Annotated in this window: 17 protein-coding genes; 9 read left to right on the forward strand and 8 right to left on the reverse strand. The window is 36.1% G+C overall.

Annotated elements, in window-relative coordinates:
* Positions 1-15 precede the first annotated feature (15 nt).
* From IPP61_05585 to IPP61_05595, 3 genes are all read right to left on the reverse strand, one after another.
* A complete protein-coding gene (locus IPP61_05585; GenBank protein ID MBL0324641.1) occupies positions 16-2,544 on the reverse strand; it encodes a zinc carboxypeptidase in 2,529 nt (842 codons plus the stop codon).
* Positions 2,545-2,694: 150 nt separating this feature from the next.
* Complete coding sequence (locus IPP61_05590; GenBank protein MBL0324642.1) at positions 2,695-3,426, reverse strand: polyprenol monophosphomannose synthase; 732 nt, start codon at positions 3,424-3,426, stop codon at positions 2,695-2,697.
* Positions 3,386-3,763 (reverse strand): DUF4296 domain-containing protein, encoded by a 378-nt coding sequence (locus tag IPP61_05595; GenBank protein MBL0324643.1) that lies wholly within the window; start codon positions 3,761-3,763, stop codon positions 3,386-3,388. The genes IPP61_05590 and IPP61_05595 overlap by 41 nt, the downstream gene beginning before the upstream one ends.
* A 93-nt stretch (positions 3,764-3,856) precedes the next feature.
* On the opposite strand from IPP61_05595, the gene IPP61_05600 reads away from it, so the two are divergent.
* Both IPP61_05600 and IPP61_05605 read left to right on the forward strand, forming a co-directional pair.
* Positions 3,857-4,717, forward strand: a complete 861-nt coding sequence (locus tag IPP61_05600; GenBank protein ID MBL0324644.1) for a DUF58 domain-containing protein — start codon at positions 3,857-3,859, stop codon at positions 4,715-4,717.
* 36 nt (positions 4,718-4,753) lie between these two features.
* On the forward strand, positions 4,754-5,638 hold the full coding sequence (locus IPP61_05605; protein ID MBL0324645.1) for a hypothetical protein: 885 nt from the start codon (positions 4,754-4,756) through the stop codon (positions 5,636-5,638).
* Here the strand turns inward: IPP61_05605 and IPP61_05610 are convergent, their stop codons facing one another.
* Entirely contained in the window at positions 5,639-6,949 is a 1,311-nt protein-coding gene (locus IPP61_05610) for a hypothetical protein (GenBank protein ID MBL0324646.1), read from the reverse strand.
* Between the two features lie 163 nt (positions 6,950-7,112).
* Here IPP61_05610 and IPP61_05615 point away from each other — a divergent pair, with 163 nt between their 5' ends.
* Complete coding sequence (locus IPP61_05615) at positions 7,113-7,748, forward strand: NeuD/PglB/VioB family sugar acetyltransferase (GenBank protein MBL0324647.1); 636 nt, start codon at positions 7,113-7,115, stop codon at positions 7,746-7,748.
* 10 nt (positions 7,749-7,758) lie between these two features.
* Here IPP61_05615 and IPP61_05620 read toward each other — a convergent pair whose 3' ends face one another.
* Positions 7,759-8,706: an N-acetylornithine carbamoyltransferase gene (locus IPP61_05620; GenBank protein ID MBL0324648.1), complete on the reverse strand. Its 948-nt coding sequence runs from the start codon at positions 8,704-8,706 to the stop codon at positions 7,759-7,761.
* A gap of 104 nt (positions 8,707-8,810) precedes the next feature.
* On the opposite strand from IPP61_05620, the gene IPP61_05625 reads away from it, so the two are divergent.
* The 3 genes from IPP61_05625 to IPP61_05635 all read left to right on the forward strand — a co-directional run bounded on the left by IPP61_05625 (position 8,811) and on the right by IPP61_05635 (position 13,732).
* A complete protein-coding gene (locus IPP61_05625) occupies positions 8,811-10,274 on the forward strand; it encodes an ATP-binding cassette domain-containing protein (GenBank protein MBL0324649.1) in 1,464 nt (487 codons plus the stop codon).
* A 245-nt stretch (positions 10,275-10,519) separates the two neighbouring features.
* Entirely contained in the window at positions 10,520-12,994 is a 2,475-nt protein-coding gene (locus IPP61_05630) for a DNA translocase FtsK 4TM domain-containing protein (GenBank protein ID MBL0324650.1), read from the forward strand.
* A gap of 96 nt (positions 12,995-13,090) precedes the next feature.
* Complete coding sequence (locus IPP61_05635) at positions 13,091-13,732, forward strand: outer membrane lipoprotein carrier protein LolA (protein MBL0324651.1); 642 nt, start codon at positions 13,091-13,093, stop codon at positions 13,730-13,732.
* Positions 13,733-13,735: 3 nt separating this feature from the next.
* Here IPP61_05635 and IPP61_05640 read toward each other — a convergent pair whose 3' ends face one another.
* A complete protein-coding gene (locus IPP61_05640; protein ID MBL0324652.1) occupies positions 13,736-15,256 on the reverse strand; it encodes a hypothetical protein in 1,521 nt (506 codons plus the stop codon).
* Between the two features lie 85 nt (positions 15,257-15,341).
* Positions 15,342-15,761 carry a nucleoside-diphosphate kinase gene (locus IPP61_05645; protein MBL0324653.1) on the reverse strand — a complete coding sequence of 140 codons (420 nt, stop codon included), beginning with the start codon at positions 15,759-15,761 and terminating at the stop codon, positions 15,342-15,344.
* Between the two features lie 118 nt (positions 15,762-15,879).
* On the opposite strand from IPP61_05645, the gene IPP61_05650 reads away from it, so the two are divergent.
* From IPP61_05650 to IPP61_05660, 3 genes are all read left to right on the forward strand, one after another.
* A complete protein-coding gene (locus IPP61_05650) occupies positions 15,880-16,926 on the forward strand; it encodes a bifunctional oligoribonuclease/PAP phosphatase NrnA (GenBank protein MBL0324654.1) in 1,047 nt (348 codons plus the stop codon).
* 29 nt (positions 16,927-16,955) lie between these two features.
* Positions 16,956-17,798, forward strand: a complete 843-nt coding sequence (locus IPP61_05655; GenBank protein MBL0324655.1) for an FKBP-type peptidyl-prolyl cis-trans isomerase — start codon at positions 16,956-16,958, stop codon at positions 17,796-17,798.
* A gap of 67 nt (positions 17,799-17,865) precedes the next feature.
* Entirely contained in the window at positions 17,866-18,741 is an 876-nt protein-coding gene (locus tag IPP61_05660; protein ID MBL0324656.1) for an FKBP-type peptidyl-prolyl cis-trans isomerase, read from the forward strand.
* A gap of 73 nt (positions 18,742-18,814) precedes the next feature.
* Here the strand turns inward: IPP61_05660 and leuB are convergent, their stop codons facing one another.
* The gene (gene leuB, locus IPP61_05665) at positions 18,815-19,876 is read right to left on the reverse strand and encodes a 3-isopropylmalate dehydrogenase (protein ID MBL0324657.1); all 1,062 of its coding nucleotides are present in this window, start codon (positions 19,874-19,876) and stop codon (positions 18,815-18,817) included.
* Positions 19,877-19,878: the final 2 nt, after the last annotated feature.

Genomic DNA, 19,878 nt, shown 5'->3' on the forward strand with positions numbered 1-19,878 from the left:
GATAAATTAATGAAATCAATCCTCTTCGAATCTTCCACCAGCCATACCATTGCTAAAGAATAGGGCATTAAGAAATAGCTTGTTGGTACCATACCAAAAAGCCCTGAAATTGGGGTTATCTGAAATGCAAACTACTTTACCTCCTCCAACATTTTGAACAATTACAGCCGGAGAGTTCTTAATTCTTTCCTGATTTTTAACATGAATATAACCTGAAATAAGAGGTTTTGAACTAAAAATCAATGGGGTATTATATGGGTTACCCGTATCTTCAAACACCACATTGTTGACTTTAAAAATCGGCAGGGTTTTCTGGGTATAACCATAACCCATTGGATGAGAGATGTCAATTTGAGTCTCAACTATTGCTCCACTGGTAACCAAAGCACCTTCGATATTCGATTTTTGATCAAATGGTTTTTTTGATTTACTGTCAGCAGAAGCTTCCAGTTTAAGATTTATGGAAGCCAGTTTTTTCTGAGAAATCCATCCGGCTCCGTCGCCAAGAGTAATCACAGTACCCCCTTGAGCCAAATAGCTTTTTATTTTTTCCTCACTTAACTCATTGTATCTGCCCTGATTGATGATCAGGTGAGTGTATTTGGCTAAATCCAATTTGTTGACCTGGCTTAAATCAGCCATGTTCAATACTATATCCATTCTCTGGTCAAGCAAATGCCAAACTTCGCCGGCATCGTTGTAATCAACACCTTCTCCTACTATCATTAGAGGATTAATTTTTTCAACATTTCTGAATTTTTCACTTCCAAGATTGATTCCCGATACTGTCAGGCCGCTTTCGATGCCATAAAAATCAATACCATTTTGTATTGCAAGAGTATTCAATTCATCTGAAATATCTTTCCCCCCACAAATAACCTGAACAGTACCATAGGTAAATCTTTTCTTATCATTTCCAACCATTACTTCGAAAGGCTGAGTGGCATATTTTAACTTATACCCCTTGTTTATCAAATAATTGGCAACTTTGGGAGCATAATAACCCGACCATTCAAAAATATAAGAATAGTTACTTTTTCCGATAACTTTTCCCGGAGAAAAATCCGGTATTTCTATGGGTTTTCCCTGAGCAATAGCAATTTTGGATTCGGCAAAAGGCACATTCATACAAAGGGGTAATGTCCAGGATGAAATATCATAAAAAGCACTGTCGGCAAAAGTAGTTCTTCTCTCAAAAAGCGACTTTACGAGCCGGTGACGAGGTTGAGTGGCGGGAACAACAAAAGAATTGTCAGCAATAAAGACCTGCCCGTTAATGTTTTCATTTTTTGATAATGCAAAAACTTCAATTTTATTTCTTTTCAAAACATTCAACATCTCATAAACAGCCACTTTATCGCCATTTCCCCCAAACACATATGATTTAATGTCATCCGTTGGTTTTTCGGTATAAAAATCTTTCATATAAGCGAGCAACTCTGCCCTCATATTTTGTGCCGCTTTTAGTGTTGAAAGCGTGGCTGAAAACTGATTTCGAATTGTAAACGGAAAGCTCAGCAAGCCATTGGTAGTTTGCTGCAAATGCCCACGTGACGAAGCCTGCTCAAACAAAATGCCTATTGAACCGTTGGCATCGGGCAAAGTAGAGCCTTTGCCATAATAAAAATCATCATAGTTTTCTTTGGTGTAATAGTATGAACCTATACTGTCTAGTCCGGCTGCATGAAATTGCCCGATTTTTGATGTCAAATCTATGTTTTTCTGAGGAGTGAGGGGGTGAGTTCTCTCTGGAATACCAGGTTGAAAGAAAAATGTGGAATTGCTTCCCATTTCATGGTGGTCAGTAAGGATATTGGGCAACCAATCATAAAATTTAATCATTCTTCCCTTGCTTTCCGGGAGTTGCTGATACAACCAGTCCCGGTTCATGTCAAACCAATAGTGATTTGAACGCCCACCGGGCCATGTTTCTTTAAATTCGCGGTTGTTGGCGTCTGTTGCCAGGTTTTTGCTTTTGTTATGATTTACCCATGTTGCAAACCTGTTCCCGCCATCGGGATTAATGCAAGGGTCCACCAAAATCACATTACTTTTTAAAAGTTCCTCAATTTTTGGACCTTGAGCAGCAGCCAGATAATAAATGGTCAACAAAGCAGAATTGACACCACTGGCTTCATTGCCGTGAACAGAATACCCCAACCAAACCACCAAGGGCATTTTTTCCAATTTCAATTGACCTGACTGCCCCGGATCTGAAAGTTTTTGATGCTCTTTTTTGATGATTTCAATATTCTGGAGGTTTTCGGGATTGCTAACTGTGGCTAAAATCAATTCCCTGTTTTCAAAACTACGTGCATAAGTCTCAATTTTTATACGGTCAGAAAGTCTGGCAACTTCACGAAAATAACCATACACTTCATAGGGAGAGGCATGTTGTTCACCGACTTCATAACCCAAATATTGTTTCGGGGTAGGTATTTTGGCAGAATAAGTTACGTCTTTGGGAAGATAGTAATCAAGGCTAGTTTGACCGAAAGAACTAAAATTGAAAAATAACAATGAAAAAACAATGAGAAATCGCATAAGGCAGGGTTTTAATTTTAGCCCTAAATTACCGAAATCCTGTCGGGAGAAGAAATTAATCAGAAAATATTATGGGTTTCAAAGACCAAATCATGTATTCAATCCAAAACCAGTTTATTTCCGTAGATTTACAGAAATGGATGATAACAATTATTTCCTTTTAAAGCTTTTGAAAAGGCTCCAGATTTTCATCATAACTACCCCAAAAACAGCCTCTTTAAATATCTTGGATGACATTTTTGATTGTCCAAGAGTACGATCGGTGAAAATAATGGGCACTTCTTTTATCTTAAATCCAAAAAGATAAGCGTTAAATTTCATCTCGATCTGAAATGCATAACCCACAAACCGGATTTTGTTCAATGGAATAGTTTGCAGTACTTCTCTGGAATAACAAATAAACCCTCCAGTGGGGTCCATGATAGGCATTCGGGTAACAAATCTGACATATACACCAGCAAAATAAGACATCAGCACACGTCCCATCGGCCAGTTGACTACATTTACACCCTTAATATACCTTGATCCAATAGCCACGTCGTTTCGTTCGTCGCGACAGGCATAAAACAATCTTACAAGATCATCGGGATTGTGTGAAAAGTCGGCATCCATTTCGTAGATGTAATCAAAATTGTGCTCCAAAGCCCACTTGAATCCATGGATATATGCTGTGCCTAATCCCAGTTTACCTTTTCTTTCTTGAATAAAAAGCATATTGGGAAATTCTCCCATCAACTCTTTTACCTTTTCGGCAGTACCATCGGGCGAACCGTCGTCAACCACTAAAACATGAAATATTTCTGACAAATGAAAAACCTTACGGATTATTGCCTCAATATTCTCAATCTCGTTGTATGTGGGGATAATTACCAGGTTTTTCATTTTTCTTTTTTATTTTTTTCTTCTCCAAGTATTTTTCTGCAGCTTCATATATCTCTTTCATTTCTGATTTATTTTTTGAATACAAATCATAGTTTTTATTAAATGTAGCAGAATCGGTTTTGTGTTTTTTGTAAATTTCTTTTTCCAATTCCCGGAAAGCTACCTTGGTTGAATCCTGATTTCGGAAATTAAACCTGCTAACTTTTGCCTCAATCCAATGTAAATCACCTATAATTTGAGCTATTTTGACTTTTTCAATCGTCTTTGTATCCTCAGTTTTACAGGAAATAAAACTTAACAACCAAATAAATGCTATTTTTATGCCAATATTGTTCATTTTCGGATTTTCAGTATTTTGAAACACAAAAATATCAATAAAATAAAGGGGAATAAGTTATAAATTCTTAATTTTTCCAAAAACTGCATTGTAGTGAGAGAGATAATAAATAAACTCAATAAATATGAAATAAAAATCAGGAAGGCTGTGAACTCCCACCTTAATGGTAATTTCAGTTCTATTTTTAAAGGAACAGGGCTTGAGTTTAGTGATTTGAGGACTTATCAATATGGTGATGATGTTAGAGCTATAGACTGGATAACTACTGCAAAAGGACATGGTGCCTATGTGAAAATATTTAAAGAGGAAAAAGAACAGACAGTATTTTTTATGCTTGATGTAAGTGGTTCTCAGGACATAGGAAAAGAAGGTTCCCTAAAAATTGATACAGCCAAAGAGCTTTGTGGTGTTCTAACCCTTTCGGCAATAAAAGAAGCAAGCCAGGTGGGTTTGTATTGCTTTTCTGACCAAAAAGAACTTTACATAAAACCGGAATCAGGAATGAAACAAGCCTATAAAATTATATCCGGGATATTCAGGCTGAAACCGGTTTCTTTAAAAACTCATTTGGCGGATGCAATTTCATTTACATTGAATATTTTGAAAAGAAAAAGTGTTATTATTTTGATTTCAGACTTTCTGGATCAGGATTATGAACATGGAATTAAAGCACTTGCACGAAAACACGACCTTGTGGTTTTGCATATTTTTGACAAAAGAGAAGTGAGCTTGCCAAGCTTGGGAATAGTACCAGTTTATGACAAAGAGGCCGGAAAGACACAGTGGATAAATACGTATTCGGGAATATTTAAACGCGAAATGAAAGATTTGTTTGAAGAAAACAGATCAAAACTAGAGAAACTTTGCAAGCAAAATAAAGCAAATTATCTTTCAGTCGAGTCTGGGTCTGACTATGTTAATAGTTTAATCTCTTTGTTTAGATACAGAAAATAAAAATCAAATTTTATAATAGAAAGATTCATTAAAATAATGAAATTATTATTCCGCTTTTTATTATTAATGCTAATTCTACCAGGATTGGGTTATGGACAAAAGCCAAAAGGGAGATTTCTGAGTGACACACTGGAAGTGGGTAGAAATATTAAATTTGCCCTTTCGTTGACCCACAATAGTAAACATCCTGTTACTTTTCCTGACTCAACACATAACTATAAACCATTTGAGCTAATTGAAATTGAGTATTTCCCTACCCAAACATTGGGAGGTGTAAGCTTAGATAGTGCAGTATATACCCTATTGAGTTTTTCAACGGATAGTATTCTATCATTAAGTTTACCTGTTAATTACTTAAAAACTGGTAAAAATCAATTTAGTGACAAAGAATTTGTTCGACTTCATTCAGCAATTAGCCAAAAAACAATCTCCGGGTATCAACCAGAAGCGTCAACTGGTTTTTTTGAGGTTCCCATTGATTTTAATTATCCAAAAATTTTGTACTTTTTGGGCTTATTAATAGCCATTTCAGCGGTTATCTGGCTAATATTTGGGAAATTTTTTATCAGAACTTATAAAATCTGGAGATACAAAAACAAGCACCGGGGATTTTTATCCATTTATAAAAGACTCGGCAGAAATATTGAAAATCAAAAAATTGTTTCTGAAGTCCTTTTGGTTTGGAAAAAACACATGGCCTGGCTCATAAGAAAACCAATTGAATCAATGAGCACAAAGGAAATATCCGAAACTATTCCAAATGATAGACTTACTGAAGCCCTGAAAGAATTTGATTTAGCAATTTACGGTGGAAAAATTTCTTCTCATTTATCCATCGCAATGATAATAATGCAGGATGCCGCAACAGAAGCATTCAAATCCGGTTTTAAATCTTATAAAACCAAATTGAAGTCTTCATAATCATTCATTAGATTCACTTTTTGAATAAGGTTGCCTGAAATAATTCCATTCTTGTTTTTCATAAACACCATCTTTAAGGTGTATCCATACTTTCTGAAATCCAAAAATTTCTCTTTTCCCTTCGGGGGTAAGTTCAACCGAAACCAGTGAGTTTTCATAACCGATTGAAAAGCGAATCAGTGAAATTGAGAAACCGTAGTCAATTTTTGAGGCAAATATTTTATCAATTATATCCTGACCATATTTAATTTTCAAACCCGGGATTTCATTTTTCGAAATCATCAAATCACTTAACTCTTCAAAAACCAAAATCTTCTTACCTTTTGAGCTTTCAAGCAACAATACCGGAACAGTAGATTCTTCAAGGATATGTATGTTTTTTACTTTCCAGAAAATATCCAATCCAAAGTCAGACTCAGTCAATCTGGTGTTAGACGTGAGTTCGAGGTCATATAAAAGATTTCTTTGTTTAAGCTTAAAGTCCTTAATATTATTTTTAAGTTTCTGGAAATTATTCTTCATCATCATGTAACCAAACATCCCATAAAATCCATAACCACTATAAAGACTATACAATATTAGACCATTTGTATTTATTTTATTTTGGTTGCTTTTGCTATTCTCCAGCATCTTCAATGAGTTGGGATCAGAGGCATTTTCGGGGTAATTAATTTCTGAACTATTTCTGTATTTAAGCAAATACTCATTGCCTTGATATTTTGAAAGCAAAAAATCGAGGTATTCTTTCGTGATTAATCCCAAATCAGCCATACTTCCAACCTTGGTTTGTGTATTGGCAATAAAATCTTTTGGAGAAAAATAAACCACAGGAAATTTTTCATCATTTAATTTTTTCAATTCCAAAAACACAACCTCATTGGTCTCTCTATTTATTTCGACTCTTAATACTTTAAAAATATTTGGAGTTTGATTAACTATATATTTTGATTTGTTACTATTAATTATAACCTCCGATTTTAAGTCAGGTTTCTTATAAAAACCGTAAAGTCTATCTTGCAAAAGACTATTTGGGTTAAATATTATATGATTTCCCTGCAATGAATTCAACAATCCGTAATTTATGTAATAAAACTTTTTTTCCTTGAAGCCACCCGAAAATTCTTCTTTTTCATAGAAATAAATATTTTGAAACACATTTCCCAACGAGTCATTAAACTGGGTCAAAGATGTTGGTGGTGGAATCGTATAGTCTGAATTGTAAATCGTAGGTAAATAAGGAGTGTTTTGAGCATTTGTAGTAATTACCCGAAAAACGAGGGATAAAAAAAGTGGAATAAAGAGTTTTTTCATCTGAAATAATATTTTGTGAGATAATAATAAGTTTTAGTCTTCAAATACCAAAAGGCTTTTGAAAAAGAAAGTTAAAAAATATATATTTTGGTATCAAAAAATATACCTAAAACCTAAAATCAGAATAAATTAAAAATAACTAATTTTGCATAAAAAAAGATTAATGGAAAATCCGGTAGTAATTTTTGGAGCAGGAAACATTGGAAGACTGGCACTAGATATATTCAATAGCAACGAAGTCTTGGTGTATGGATTTCTTGACGAAAACTCAAAACTCCACGGCACTGAAATTTCAGAGACTGTGATTTTGGGAGATCCCAATGATGATGGTTTCTTAAAAATAATTGGGAACAAAACTAAAGCATTTGTGGCTTTTGAAACTAAAACTCACAAAGAAAAAACAGTAAAAATGCTTCTTGACCGAAGAAAGACCATGCCGGTTAATGCGATTCATGCCCGTGCAATAGTTTCAGAAGATTCTGAAATCGGCCATGGCATTTTGATTGGGCCGGGTGCAATTATCAATCAGGGCGTTAAACTTGGAAGTCACTCCGTAATACATTCAGGAGCCATAGTTGATGTAAAGGCAACTGTCGGCGAATATGTAGAGATTGGCCCTGGGGCTGTTATAAGTTCAGATGTTACTTTGGAAAATGGAGCCTTCGTTGGTGCCGGAGCCACAATAGTTTCAGGTATTAAAATAGGCAAAAACGCACGAGTTGGTGCTGGTTCTCTAGTGATTGAGGATGTGAAAGACAAGACCACAGTTTTTGGAAATCCCGCCAAAAGTATTGATTGAGCCTAATAGTTTAAAGGGCTTCCAAAATCTTTTTTAATGCAGCCTGCACCGACCACACCCTATTCCCGGCTTGCTGAATTACGGCCGATTGGGGTGAGTCCAGAACCTCGTCTGCGACTTTCAATCCACGCCTTACAGGCAAACAGTGCATAAAGTTAGCGTTATGCGTGAGTGCCATTTTTTCAGGAGTGATTCTCCACTCTGGATCTTGCGACAAAACTTGTCCATATTGGTTGTACGATGACCAGTTTTTTGCATAAATAAAATCGGCATCGGCAAAAGCTTCTTCCTGATTGTTAGTAACCCTCGCATTTTTGACAAATTCAGAGGCGAGATCGTAACCTTCGGGATGTGTAATCACAAAATCGTAGTCGGTTTCGTTAACCCATTCAGCAAAAGAATTTGCAACTGCATGTGGCAAGGCTTTGAAATGAGGCACCCAGGTAAGCACCACTTTGGGTCTGGTGCGGGTTTTTAGTTCTTCAATCGTAATTAAGTCAGCCAACGACTGACAAGGGTGTCTCGTAGCGGACTCAAGGTTTACAATAGGCACACCGGCATATTTCCTGAAACTTTCCAAAACTATTTCCCGATAATCGTCATCCCTGCTCTTAAATTCGGCAAACGCCCTCACACCAATTACATCACAATATTGACCTAAAACTGCAGCGGCTTCTTTGATATGTTCAGCTTTGCCCTGATCCATTATTACCCCATCTTCAAATTCCAATTGCCAGCTATCAGAACCCACGTTCATCACAATTACATCCATTCCCAGGTTAATGGCGGCCTTTTGGGTACTTATACGTGTTCGCAAACTGCTGTTAAAGAAAATCAAACCTATGGTTTTGTTTTTCCCTAAATTTTGATTGGCCAGAGGGTTGGCTTTTTGATATAGCCCTTCCAATACCAATTCTTTTACATCACTTACGTCGTTGAGGTTAATAAAATGCTTCATTTTTAAATGCCAGGCTCTTTATAAAAAAATCGAAACCACAAATGTAGGATTTTAAGAGGTCTTATTGGCTGTATTTACATAATTTTATGCCAAAAAACTCCCTGATGCTTCAGCTGACCAATCTTTATATTGTAAAAAATGATTACGAAATTTTAAAAGAGATAAATCTTGAACTTTTTCCAGGACAAAACTGGCTGGTGGTTGGTGAAAGTGGAAGCGGAAAAAGCACCTTGTTAGATGTGCTTGGCTCAAAAGTTTTTCCTACCAAAGGAAAATTTGAAAAAGATTCTGGAATAAAAATAGTGCCGGTCGGAAGAGATTATAGCTTTCACAAAATTGTGGGACAGGCGTACCAATATTATCAGCAAAGATATAATTCTCAGGATGCAGAAGTTGGGCCTTCAGTTAGAGAAACGTTGCAAAATCAGGTGGTACCCCTTGGCACGGTTGATTTGGAATCAGTAGAGCTAAACCCGCCAAAATACGAAACGGACTGGCTGAATGAGATAGCAAAAAAAATGCATATCAAACATTTATTGGACCGCAAACTCACTTCCCTATCCAACGGAGAAACCCGTCGAACGCTAATTGCCTACGCTTTATTACAAAAACCTGATGTCTTATTGCTCGACAACCCTTTTACTGGTCTTGATATTGAAAGCCGGGCTACATTAAAAACGATTTTAGGAAATCTGAAAAACACCCAGGTTGTATTGGCAGCAAACCCAGCTGATTTCCCTGAAAATTTTGAAAATATCATTTGGTTGGATGCCGGAAAGATAAAGTTCGAGGGATTATTATCCCGTTTTTCAGCAAATGAATATATTCAAAAAAAGGATATAAAAATTCCTGAGGGTATATATGATTTACACAACACAACAGAGAATTTTGATTTTGTAATTAAGTTGGTTTCAGGAAAAGTAAAATATGGCGAAAAAATCGTACTTGATCAAATAAATTGGGAAGTAAAAAAAGGAGATAAATGGGCTTTAACAGGGCCAAATGGTTCAGGTAAAAGTTCGCTCTTAAGTTTAATCAATGCGGATAATCCTCAAGGCTATCAAAATGAATTATATCTTTTTGATAAAAGAAGAGGAACCGGTGAAAGCATATGGGAATTAAAGCAGAAAATAGGATTTGTTTCTCCCGAACTACAGCAATATTTCAACAAACAAACGCTGGTTTGGAAAGTAGTTGCCTCCGGATTTTTCGATGCTGCAGGCTTGTTTAGAAAAATATCCGGTGAGCAATCTACCCTTGTGGATACTTACCTGAATCTCATGGGAATTGGTCATCTAAAGGATCGTCCGCTACAACAATTATCAAATGGCCAGCAGAGATTGGTTTTTTTGGCCAGAGCATTGGTTAAAAACCCTCCCCTACTGATCCTCGATGAACCATGTCAGGGGCTGGACTATAATCAAATGGTATTTTTCAGGGAGTTACTCAATGAGATATGTGTCCGCCTCGAAAAAACCCTGATTTTCGTAACCCATTATGAAGATGAAATCCCTGCATGTGTGAACAAAAGATTGAAATTAGACAATGGGAAAGTGATAAACCTTTGAGTCATAGTTGAAATCCATTCCTCTAAAAAATAAAAAACACATGAGTACTTCTGTGTTAACTAAGATATTATTGGGGTTATTATTTTCAAATTTGATTTTATAAATATTTGAAAAATAATGGTTTAAAAATCAAAAAAAGGAATTATTTTCGGTTTTTAATCAAAAAAGAATATTGTATTTCTTTAGAAATTCGTTCAATCTTTTTTAATTTTGTTTTGCTTTCCAAAAAATAAAAAGTATTAAAGATGTCAAACTCCTTCAGGAACAAGAAGAAGGCCGTCAAGCCTGCCGAAAAACCCGTAGAACCTTCCGTTTTTTCTAAGACCACGTTGTCAAATGATGGACAATACTCTTTTTTGACCGGTGTATTTCTAATCCTACTTTCGGTTTTTTTTCTTTTTGCTTTTTCTTCTTTTTTATTTTCAGGGAACTCCGATCAGGACTTGCTCCAGCATAATGTAGGTGAAATTGTAGGTCATAAAAGTGGGAAAGCTGCCAACATTTTGGGTTGGCTGGGTGCAAATACCTCACATTGGTTTATAGATATCTGGTTTGGATTGTCATCATTTTTAATTATACCTGTTTTGTTCTTAATAGGTTTCAGGCTTATTTTTAAAGAAGACCTGTTCAAATTTTCGCTTAACAGATTTATTATTGGCAGTGTATTTTATTTGTTTTTTGTTTCTGTATTCCTGGGCTTTTTCGTTTTTGTATTTAAACTCAAAACCACACTTTTATCAGGAAATCTGGGTTTTGTTGCCAACGATTTATTGTTTACAATTTTTGGATATGGCAGCATTTTAGTAATTCTATTGGGATTATTGATCTGGTTGATTTTCTTTCATGGGCTTACTTCGGTTGACGACTACATTTTTACAAAATATTTTCCTGGAAAAAAGAAATTTCTATATCGCGATATTGAAAAATATGACTTTACTGAAGACGATTCTGACTTTGAAGATAGCGATTCAAAAGAGGATAATCCTTTGAAAAAACCTTCGATAAAACCAAAAGTAGAATTTGAAAATCCTTTGACTGTAGAGAGAGAAGTAAAATTTGAACCCAATAGCCTTGCAAAAGAACCCTTTAAGGGTGGGAAGATTGAGTTTACTGTTGAAAAACCCGAAGAAAAATCTGAACCTGCGAACCCAAAGCCGGAATTCCTCAAAGATGAAGAAGCGGAGGGAGATAGTCTTTTGGCACAATTTGGAGAATTTGACCCTAAACTAGAACTTTCGGGATACAGATATCCCAATCTTGGACTTTTGCTGGAATATTCAAATAGTGGCTCAAAAGTTAGTAGTGAAGAACTGGAAAGCAACAAGAATAAGATTGTTGAGACAATCAACAATTTTCAGATTGGAATTTCATCAATCAAAGCCACTATAGGACCTACAGTAACCTTGTATGAAATTGTGCCTGAAGCCGGAGTGAGAATTTCAAAAATCAAAAACCTGGAAGATGATATTGCTTTGAGCCTGGCTGCTTTGGGTATCAGGATTATTGCTCCAATGCCTGGAAAAGGAACAATTGGAATTGAGGTTCCGAACAAAAACAGGGAAATGGTTTCTATGAAATCGGTGCTTTCGTCCGAAAAATTTCAGAATTCTAAATATGAATTACCAATAATTCTAGGAAAAACCATATCCAACGAAATATTCATTACTGATCTTGCCAAAATGCCTCACCTCTTGATGGCGGGTGCCACCGGCCAGGGTAAATCGGTAGGATTGAATGTAGTTCTCACTTCACTTTTGTATAAAAAACACCCTTCGGAAGTGAAGTTCATCTTAGTGGATCCCAAAAAAGTGGAATTGACCCTTTTTAACAAAATTGAAAGGCATTTCCTGGCGATGTTACCCAATTCCGAAGAAGCGATAATCACCGATAACAAAAAGGTGATCCATACGCTCAATTCACTTTGTATCGAGATGGACAACCGATATAATCTGCTAAAAGACGCGGGAGTCAGAAATATTAAAGAATATAACGCAAAATTTGTAAAACGAAGATTAAATCCTGAGAAAGGCCACAGATTCCTTCCTTATATCGTATTGGTAGTTGATGAGTTGGCCGATCTGATGATGACCGCCGGCAAGGAGGTTGAGCAACCTATTGCCCGTTTGGCACAGTTGGCAAGGGCAATAGGAATACATCTGATTTTAGCGACCCAGCGACCTTCGGTTAACGTAATTACCGGATTGATAAAAGCCAATTTTCCGGCGAGGCTATCATTTAAAGTGACGGCAAAAGTCGATTCGAGGACAATTATGGACACTGGTGGAGCTGAACAGCTCGTTGGAAATGGTGATATGTTGTTGTCAATGGGCTCAGAAATGGTGCGATTACAGTGCCCATTTGTGGACACTCCGGAAGTAGAGAACATTTGTGAGTTTATTGGTGAACAAAGAGCCTTTGATACTCCATACTTGTTGCCGGAATATTATGGTGACGATGAGCCAGATAATTCTGATTTTGACCCAAGAGAACTGGATCCCTTGTTTGATGATGCCGCCAGACTGTTGGTTATTAATCAGCAGGGAAGTACTTCTCTCATTCAAAGAAAAATGAAACTGGGGTATAATCGCTCAGGACGGATCATTGATCAACTGGAAGGAGCAGGTATTGTAGGCCCTTCGGAAGGTAGCAAGGCACGGGAAGTTTTAGTGAAAGATTTGGAACATTTAGAAGAAATTTTACGAAATTTGAAACGAACTTAAGCTTCATATTAATTTTGAATTAAAATTCCGCTGTTTTTTCGGCATAGACTTAAACTTTTTAAATAAAAAAAACGTCTAAATACAAAAACTAAGAAAATGATTAATTTTTTGAGAGTATTAGCTTTTACAGTTATTCTTTCTCCTGCTTTATCACAGGATAAAAAAGCTGAAGGCATACTTGATGCTATGAGTGCAAAATATAAAGCTTTGAAAACTTTTAATGCCAATTTCACATACGGTGTGGAAGGTGCCGGTGGAAAGCTTTCCAATGTTTTTACAGGAAATGTAACCGTAAAAGGTAATAAGTTTAAATTAAAAACTGCGGGACAGGAGATTTTCAATAATGGAAAAGAAGTGTACACTTTTGTAAAAGAAACCAACGAAGTCAACATATCAGATTACAACGCTAATGATGACAGTGATTTCTCTCCATCAAAAATTTATACGATTTACAAAAAAGGCTATAAATATAAATTCAAAGAAGAAAATGCAGTTGCCGGTGTGTCTTACGAGGTTGTGGAATTATCACCAACCAATGGTAAATCAAACGTGAAGATGATTCAAATTACCGTTAACAAAAAAGATAAAAGTATAAAAAACTGGAAAGTTTGGGACAAGTCAGGTAAAAAAACAGTATTCAGAATTGACAAATTTGTGCCTAACGTGCCCGCCGCCGATGCCATGTTTATTTTTGATAAATCAAAATATCCGGGTGTGGAAGTGGTTGATTTGAGATAAAACTTATTGATTCAAAAAGTATAACAATACCCCCAAAGCCCCATCAATTCTTTTAGATTGTTGGGGTTTTGTTTTTTTTGTCTTTTCAAAATAATCGGACTGTATGCTTCCGAATTTTTTTGCATGATTTAGATTTACTAACAACCATTTTTTTCTGATTTTATCGGCCAGATCTTGTTTACCGGCATTTTTCAAAGCCAAATAACTGATAAATTGATTTTCAGATGAAAAAGTATTTCCGGTAGCATATTCTGAATAAAAATCTACCACACCTTCTTCTTTCAATAAACGATTTTCCACAAAATCTATGACCTTTTGGATTTGACTTTCATCTGCTATTCCTAGTAAAACCGGCCATAGACCCGCATGTGTGTAAGCATTAGATTGGATTTGTGATTTGAAATTATAATCTGTGAAAAAACCGGTCTTTTCATTCCAAAAGTATTTGTTGATTGCCATTTTTCGTTTCTCCGCCAATAATCTAAAGCTTTTTGCATATTCGGGATTCCCTTTTGCATTATACGATTCGGCAAGGGTTTTTTCCATAAAAAACAATAAAGAATTCAAATCTACCGCAAGAAAACTCTGGGGAGATTTATCTCCAGAATAAATGTCGGTCTTCCACCTCATCCCATCAAAATCAAGTGATTCCTCAGAGGTCAAAATACTCTGAAGCTCCTTTGGTGATGAAACTTTAGGGTTGCGTTTTGATATTCCTTTATTAGTCACAAAATAACGGTTAAGCAGGTTTTTATCCGGCATTAAGACTGCATTTTTATAAGCATAAACTTTATTGCCATTTAAGCCACTCAGAATATTTGATTCCTCCTTAGATTGGGCGGCCATCCAGTATTGGTATTCTTTTGTAAGCAATGAGGCATATTGAGGCAAAACTTCGGGTTTATGCTTTGCCATCTCTGATACCAATAATGCAAAAACCGGCGGATTGCTTCTTCCAAGAAGATAGCTTCTGTTTCCTGCGGGCACGTATCCGTAGTCTTGAACAAACTGGGCGGCATTAAGCAAAAAGTTTTCGGCTTCTTCTATTTGATTATTTTCAAGAAAAGCCTTCATTAAAATGAAAGAATTGAAATAATTATACTCTTCATGAGAAGGACCTCCGGAGTAATATTCTTTTCGTGTTGGAATCAGTGAACTTGAATCATCCTTTGGATATCTTTTCAGGCTTTTCAAGGCATTTTCAGTATACTTTTTTAAATCTTCTTTTGAGTTGATCTTTTGTGTGTAAATTTTTGCACTTGAATTCTCTCTAAAATTCTGTTTGAAAAAATCATTGAAATTGAATCCTTTTAGGCCTTTCAGTTTTTTAAAATTTTGGTTGATTTCATCAGGTTTATATAATGCTGTCGCATCTAAAAATACTTCAATATTTAAACCTGAATTTTGTACTTCCCTAAAAATCTCTGGAAACAGTATATCTGGTGAAACATACTCTTTTTTCCTTACAGCCTCACCACATGCAAGCAATAATAAAAAGGAGCAAAATATGAGGAAATTTCGCATTGAAATTAATTTGAATTATAAAAAAAGAAAAGCATCAGGAATAACTCATGATGCTTTATTGAAAATGAATCTTAAAAGGCAAAAATCAATATCTTTCTGTTTCACTAAAGAAAAACGAGCTTTCAATAGCTGCGTTTTCGTCAGAATCAGAACCATGAACGGCATTTTCGCTTTTTGAATTGGCAAATGCTTTTCTGATAGTGCCTTCTGCCGCCTCTGCAGGATCGGTAGAGCCAATTAAGGCCCTGAAATCAGCCACTGCATCTTCTTTTTCCAATATCATCGCAACTATAGGACCGACAGACATCATTTGGCACAAATCGTTATAAAAAGGCCTTTCGGCATGAACAGCATAAAATTTCCCGGCCTGTTCGGGGCTAAGTTTGGTTTTTTTCAAAGCCACAATTCTGAAGCCTGCCTCTTCAATCATTTTTAATATACCACCAATATGGCCATCGGCCACAGCGTGTGGTTTTACCATAGAGTATGTTCTGTTATTCGCCATAAATTGTATTTTTTTCACAAAATTAATATAAAATTCCGTAGCATAAAGATTTTTAAAAATAGCTTAAAGCACTGATAAACCGATAGTACTTTGTAACTTGCAGGCCATTTTCCGATTTATGACTGATTTTTTCACAAAAGATAAAGAGAAATTAAGCCTTTTTAATAATTGGCTAAAAAATGCCGGTAATGTGGTAGTAACCAGCCACCAAAACCCTGATGGTGATGCTTTTGGTTCTACTTTAGGATTATATTGTTTTCTCCAAAAACTTGGAATCGAGCAAATTACCTTTATTAGTCCTACTGACTTTGCTGATTTTATCGCCTGGATGCCTAATGCCGATAAAATATTGGTTTATAATCAGGAAAATAAGGCGATTGCAGATGAAATAATAAGTACTGCCGACCTTATTTTTTGTCTTGATTATTCATCTGTTTCCAGGATGAAAGAAATGAAAGATGCGGTATTGGGGTCAAAGGCTAAAAAGATAGTAATAGACCACCATGAACTGCCCGAAGACTTTGGAGACTTGTATTATTGGGATCAACACGCTTCATCGGCTTCTGAATTGGTTTATAATATGATAGTCGAACTGGGTCAAGAGGATAAAATTGACCTTGATGCCGCCACTTGCATCTATACCGGAATGCTTACCGACACCGGATCATTCAGATTTCCTTCAACCAGCCCTTCAGTTCACCGTATTGCCGCCAGGTTATTGGAGCTTGGAGTTGTGCCAAGTGAAATAAACCGGAATCTTTTTGATAAAAATCCTGAAGCCAAACTTCAGTTTTTGGGTTATGTTTTGAACAAAAAAATGACCCACTTGCCCGAATTCAGAACTTGCTTTTTTAGTGTCACTGAAAAAGAACTTAAAAAATATGATTCCAGAACCGGAGATACAGAAGGCATAGTAAATTACGGTTTGCAAATAGAAGGAGTGGTTATGGCTGCAATTTTTATTGAAAAAGAAGGTATGATAAAAATATCTTTCAGGTCTGTTCACGATTTTTCTGTTGCAGATATTGCCCGCGATTATTTTGAAGGTGGGGGACATAAAAATGCTGCCGGAGGGAAATCGTATCTTTCTTTGGAACAAACTGTTGAGAAATTCGTAAATTTGCTGCCGTTTTACAAAAAAACGTTGGCCTTACAACCAAAATAAATTTTTTCTAATCTTAATATAAAATCGTAATGAAATTAAAAACTAGTATAATGGTGTTGGTAGCTACTGCCGCCATTTGGGGATGTGATAAGTTTAAAGTTACCACCACAAAAGACGGTGACAGATTGCTGGTACATGAAAAAGGAAAATCAGGAAAAGTTGGAAAGGATGGCGATATCTTAACATTTGACCTCGTGATAAAATCAGATAAAGATTCAGTAATCAAAGACAGCTATAAAGAAGGGCAAGCTTTTATTATGCCAATACAAAAAGGACAATTTAAGGGTTCATTTGAAAGTGCTCTTTATCATATTGGTGAAGGAGACAGCACTACGGTTTTAGTAAGCTCAGATTCATTGTTTAAGCTTATGAACCAACCACTTGCTCCGGGAATCACGAAAGGTTCAGATTTGAAATTTACAGTGAAAATGCATAAGGTACAGACCAGAGCCGAATTTGACAAAGATCTCTTGGATAAGAAAAACAATGAACCAAAAGAAATTGAAGCTTATGTGGCAAAAAATCTGAAAAATGCTCAAAAAACAGTTGATGGAATTTATTATGTTGAAAATACAGTAGGTACCGGGGCAACGCCCGTAGTAGGTAATCTCGTAAATGTTCAATATGTAGGTAAGTTTTTAAACGGAAAGGTATTTGACAAATCGACTCCTGAAAACCCATTTGAGTTTCCGGTTGGTGAAGGTCGAGTTATTGCCGGTTGGGACAAAATCCTGATGACAATGAAAAAAGGCGGAAAAACTACAGTTGTAATTCCTTCGGTATTAGCCTATGGAGAACAGGGTGTAGGCCCGATTCAGCCAAATACACCTTTGGTTTTTGAAATTACCCTGAATGATGTAAAACAGAAATAATATTCTCTTTTCATTATTGTTCTGATTCTTTCAAAAAGGAAATTTGTTGTAGAAAATACAAATAAACATGAATAAATTTAAGTTAACAGGATTAATTGCTATTGTGGCATTTTCGCTTACTTCTTGTCTCAACAAATTCGTTGAGTCGGATTTGGATGCACTTTATGAAGAAGAAGCAACTAAAATTTTACAATACGGTTTGGATAATTCTATTACCTTAACAAAAGATAACAGTTCTGGTATTTACTACAGAATTACGAAGCCTAATGCAACAGGGCTGTTGCCTTCATCAGCCTATGAGTTTCATATCGCCTATTCACTTAAAAATTTGGCAGGCACACTTATTGGTCAGAAAGAAGCTAAAGATTCGGTGATTGTCAATTATTACAGAAGCAATGTATTTACCGGTTTTCTATTTTCAATGTTTTTATTGAAAGAAGGTGAAAAAGGTCAGTTTTTTATCCCAAGTCAACTCGCTTATGGTGATAATCCACCGTCGGGAGTTGCAAAAAATGAGATAATTGTTGCTGAAATTGAAATGATAAATATGTTGACTGAGGATGAAAGGATTGAAAGTTTTATCAAAAAGAAAAACTATACAGTTACTTATAAATCAGATCAGGGTTTAAGAGTTATTAAACTTTCGGAAAACCCTACAGCTGACACCGTAAAAACTGGTGATTTGGTTCAGGTAAAATACAAAGGGATGTTTTTAAATGAAACTGCTTTTGATAATGGAGCCACCCCTTTTAGCTTTACGATTGGTTCAAATTCTTCTATTAAAGGTTTCGAAGCCGGAATTCTAAAATTGAGAAAAGGAGAAAAAGCTAAATTAGTGTTTCCATCGTCACTCGGATATGGTACAACCGGAAGCGGATCATCAATTCCGCCATATACACCTTTACTTTTCGATGTAGAATTGTCAAAAATTAATGGAAATTAATTTTATTTGACTTTTGATATAAAAAATGCCGTCTTCGAAAGAGGACGGCATTTTTTTTAAAATCTCAAATCGATTACTTTATTTGAGCAGCTAACCAATCACCTACTTCACTTGTACCATAGGCTTTGTCTTTGCCGGCAATGTCTTCTGTAACAATTCCTTCAGCTAGCGATTTGTTTACTACTTCTTTTATTTCATTTGCTTCATCCATTAATTTAAAGGCATATTCAAACATCATTGCTGCCGAAAGCACTGTGCCGATAGGGTTGGCTATGTTTAAACCTGTTGCCTGAGGGTATGAACCATGAATGGGCTCAAACACAGATGTGTGTAAACCGATTGAAGCAGAAGGCATCAAACCCATTGAACCTGAGATAACTGAAGCCTCATCAGTCAAAATATCGCCAAACATGTTTTCAGTCACCATTACGTCAAAACCATCAGGCCATTGGATGATACGCATAGCTGCTGCATCAACCAATAAATATTCGGTTTTTACTTCAGGATATTCTTTTTCCAATTGTTGGCCTACTTCTCTCCAAAGTCTGGAAGTTTCCAGAACGTTGGCTTTATCAACAATGGTAAGTTTCTTTTTACGGGCCATAGCATAGCTATATGCCAATCTGATGATACGTTCAACTTCTTCACGGGTATATTCACATACATCCCATGCTCTGTCTCGGGTTTCGTTGCGGCCTTTATCACCAAAGTATATCCCACCGGTAAGCTCTCTGATACAAACAAAATCCACTTTCTCAATCAATTCTTGTTTCAGAGGTGATTTATGTAAAAGCGACGGAAATACCAGAGTAGGGCGAATATTGGCATATAATCCAAGTTTTTTACGCATAGCCAATAAGCCCTGCTCAGGTCTAACAGGATTGGATGGGTCATTATCAAAACGAGGCAAACCAATTGCTCCGAAAAGCACGGCGTCTGCTTTCATGCAGATTTCATGGGTTTCGTCGGGGTATGGATTACCTACTGCATCAATTGCTGCAGCACCGGTAAGTGCCGATGTCCAATTGATGGTGTGATTATATTTTTTTGCTATGGCATTACATACTTTTTCTGCCTGTGCAACTACTTCCGGGCCGATTCCGTCACCGGCCAATTTTGCAATGTTTAAGTTCATAT

Source organism: Cytophagaceae bacterium (assembly GCA_016722655.1).
In the GTDB taxonomy this organism is placed as follows: domain Bacteria; phylum Bacteroidota; class Bacteroidia; order Cytophagales; family Spirosomataceae; genus Leadbetterella.

Excerpts from the sequence above, each read along its gene's own strand:
- IPP61_05605 (MBL0324645.1), top strand. The coding sequence starts at position 4,754 with ATGAAATTATTATTCCGCTTTTTATTATTAATGCTAATTCTACCAGGA.
- IPP61_05585 (MBL0324641.1), bottom strand. The coding sequence starts at position 2,544 with ATGCGATTTCTCATTGTTTTTTCATTGTTATTTTTCAATTTTAGTTCT.
- IPP61_05640 (MBL0324652.1), bottom strand. The coding sequence starts at position 15,256 with ATGCGAAATTTCCTCATATTTTGCTCCTTTTTATTATTGCTTGCATGT.
- IPP61_05590 (MBL0324642.1), bottom strand. The coding sequence starts at position 3,426 with ATGAAAAACCTGGTAATTATCCCCACATACAACGAGATTGAGAATATT.
- IPP61_05620 (MBL0324648.1), bottom strand. The coding sequence starts at position 8,706 with ATGAAGCATTTTATTAACCTCAACGACGTAAGTGATGTAAAAGAATTG.
- IPP61_05610 (MBL0324646.1), bottom strand. The coding sequence starts at position 6,949 with ATGAAAAAACTCTTTATTCCACTTTTTTTATCCCTCGTTTTTCGGGTA.
- leuB (MBL0324657.1), bottom strand. The coding sequence starts at position 19,876 with ATGAACTTAAACATTGCAAAATTGGCCGGTGACGGAATCGGCCCGGAA.
- IPP61_05630 (MBL0324650.1), top strand. The coding sequence starts at position 10,520 with ATGTCAAACTCCTTCAGGAACAAGAAGAAGGCCGTCAAGCCTGCCGAA.
- IPP61_05645 (MBL0324653.1), bottom strand. The coding sequence starts at position 15,761 with ATGGCGAATAACAGAACATACTCTATGGTAAAACCACACGCTGTGGCC.
- IPP61_05655 (MBL0324655.1), top strand. The coding sequence starts at position 16,956 with ATGAAATTAAAAACTAGTATAATGGTGTTGGTAGCTACTGCCGCCATT.
- IPP61_05635 (MBL0324651.1), top strand. The coding sequence starts at position 13,091 with ATGATTAATTTTTTGAGAGTATTAGCTTTTACAGTTATTCTTTCTCCT.
- IPP61_05625 (MBL0324649.1), top strand. The coding sequence starts at position 8,811 with ATGCTTCAGCTGACCAATCTTTATATTGTAAAAAATGATTACGAAATT.
- IPP61_05660 (MBL0324656.1), top strand. The coding sequence starts at position 17,866 with ATGAATAAATTTAAGTTAACAGGATTAATTGCTATTGTGGCATTTTCG.
- IPP61_05650 (MBL0324654.1), top strand. The coding sequence starts at position 15,880 with ATGACTGATTTTTTCACAAAAGATAAAGAGAAATTAAGCCTTTTTAAT.
- IPP61_05615 (MBL0324647.1), top strand. The coding sequence starts at position 7,113 with ATGGAAAATCCGGTAGTAATTTTTGGAGCAGGAAACATTGGAAGACTG.
- IPP61_05595 (MBL0324643.1), bottom strand. The coding sequence starts at position 3,763 with ATGAACAATATTGGCATAAAAATAGCATTTATTTGGTTGTTAAGTTTT.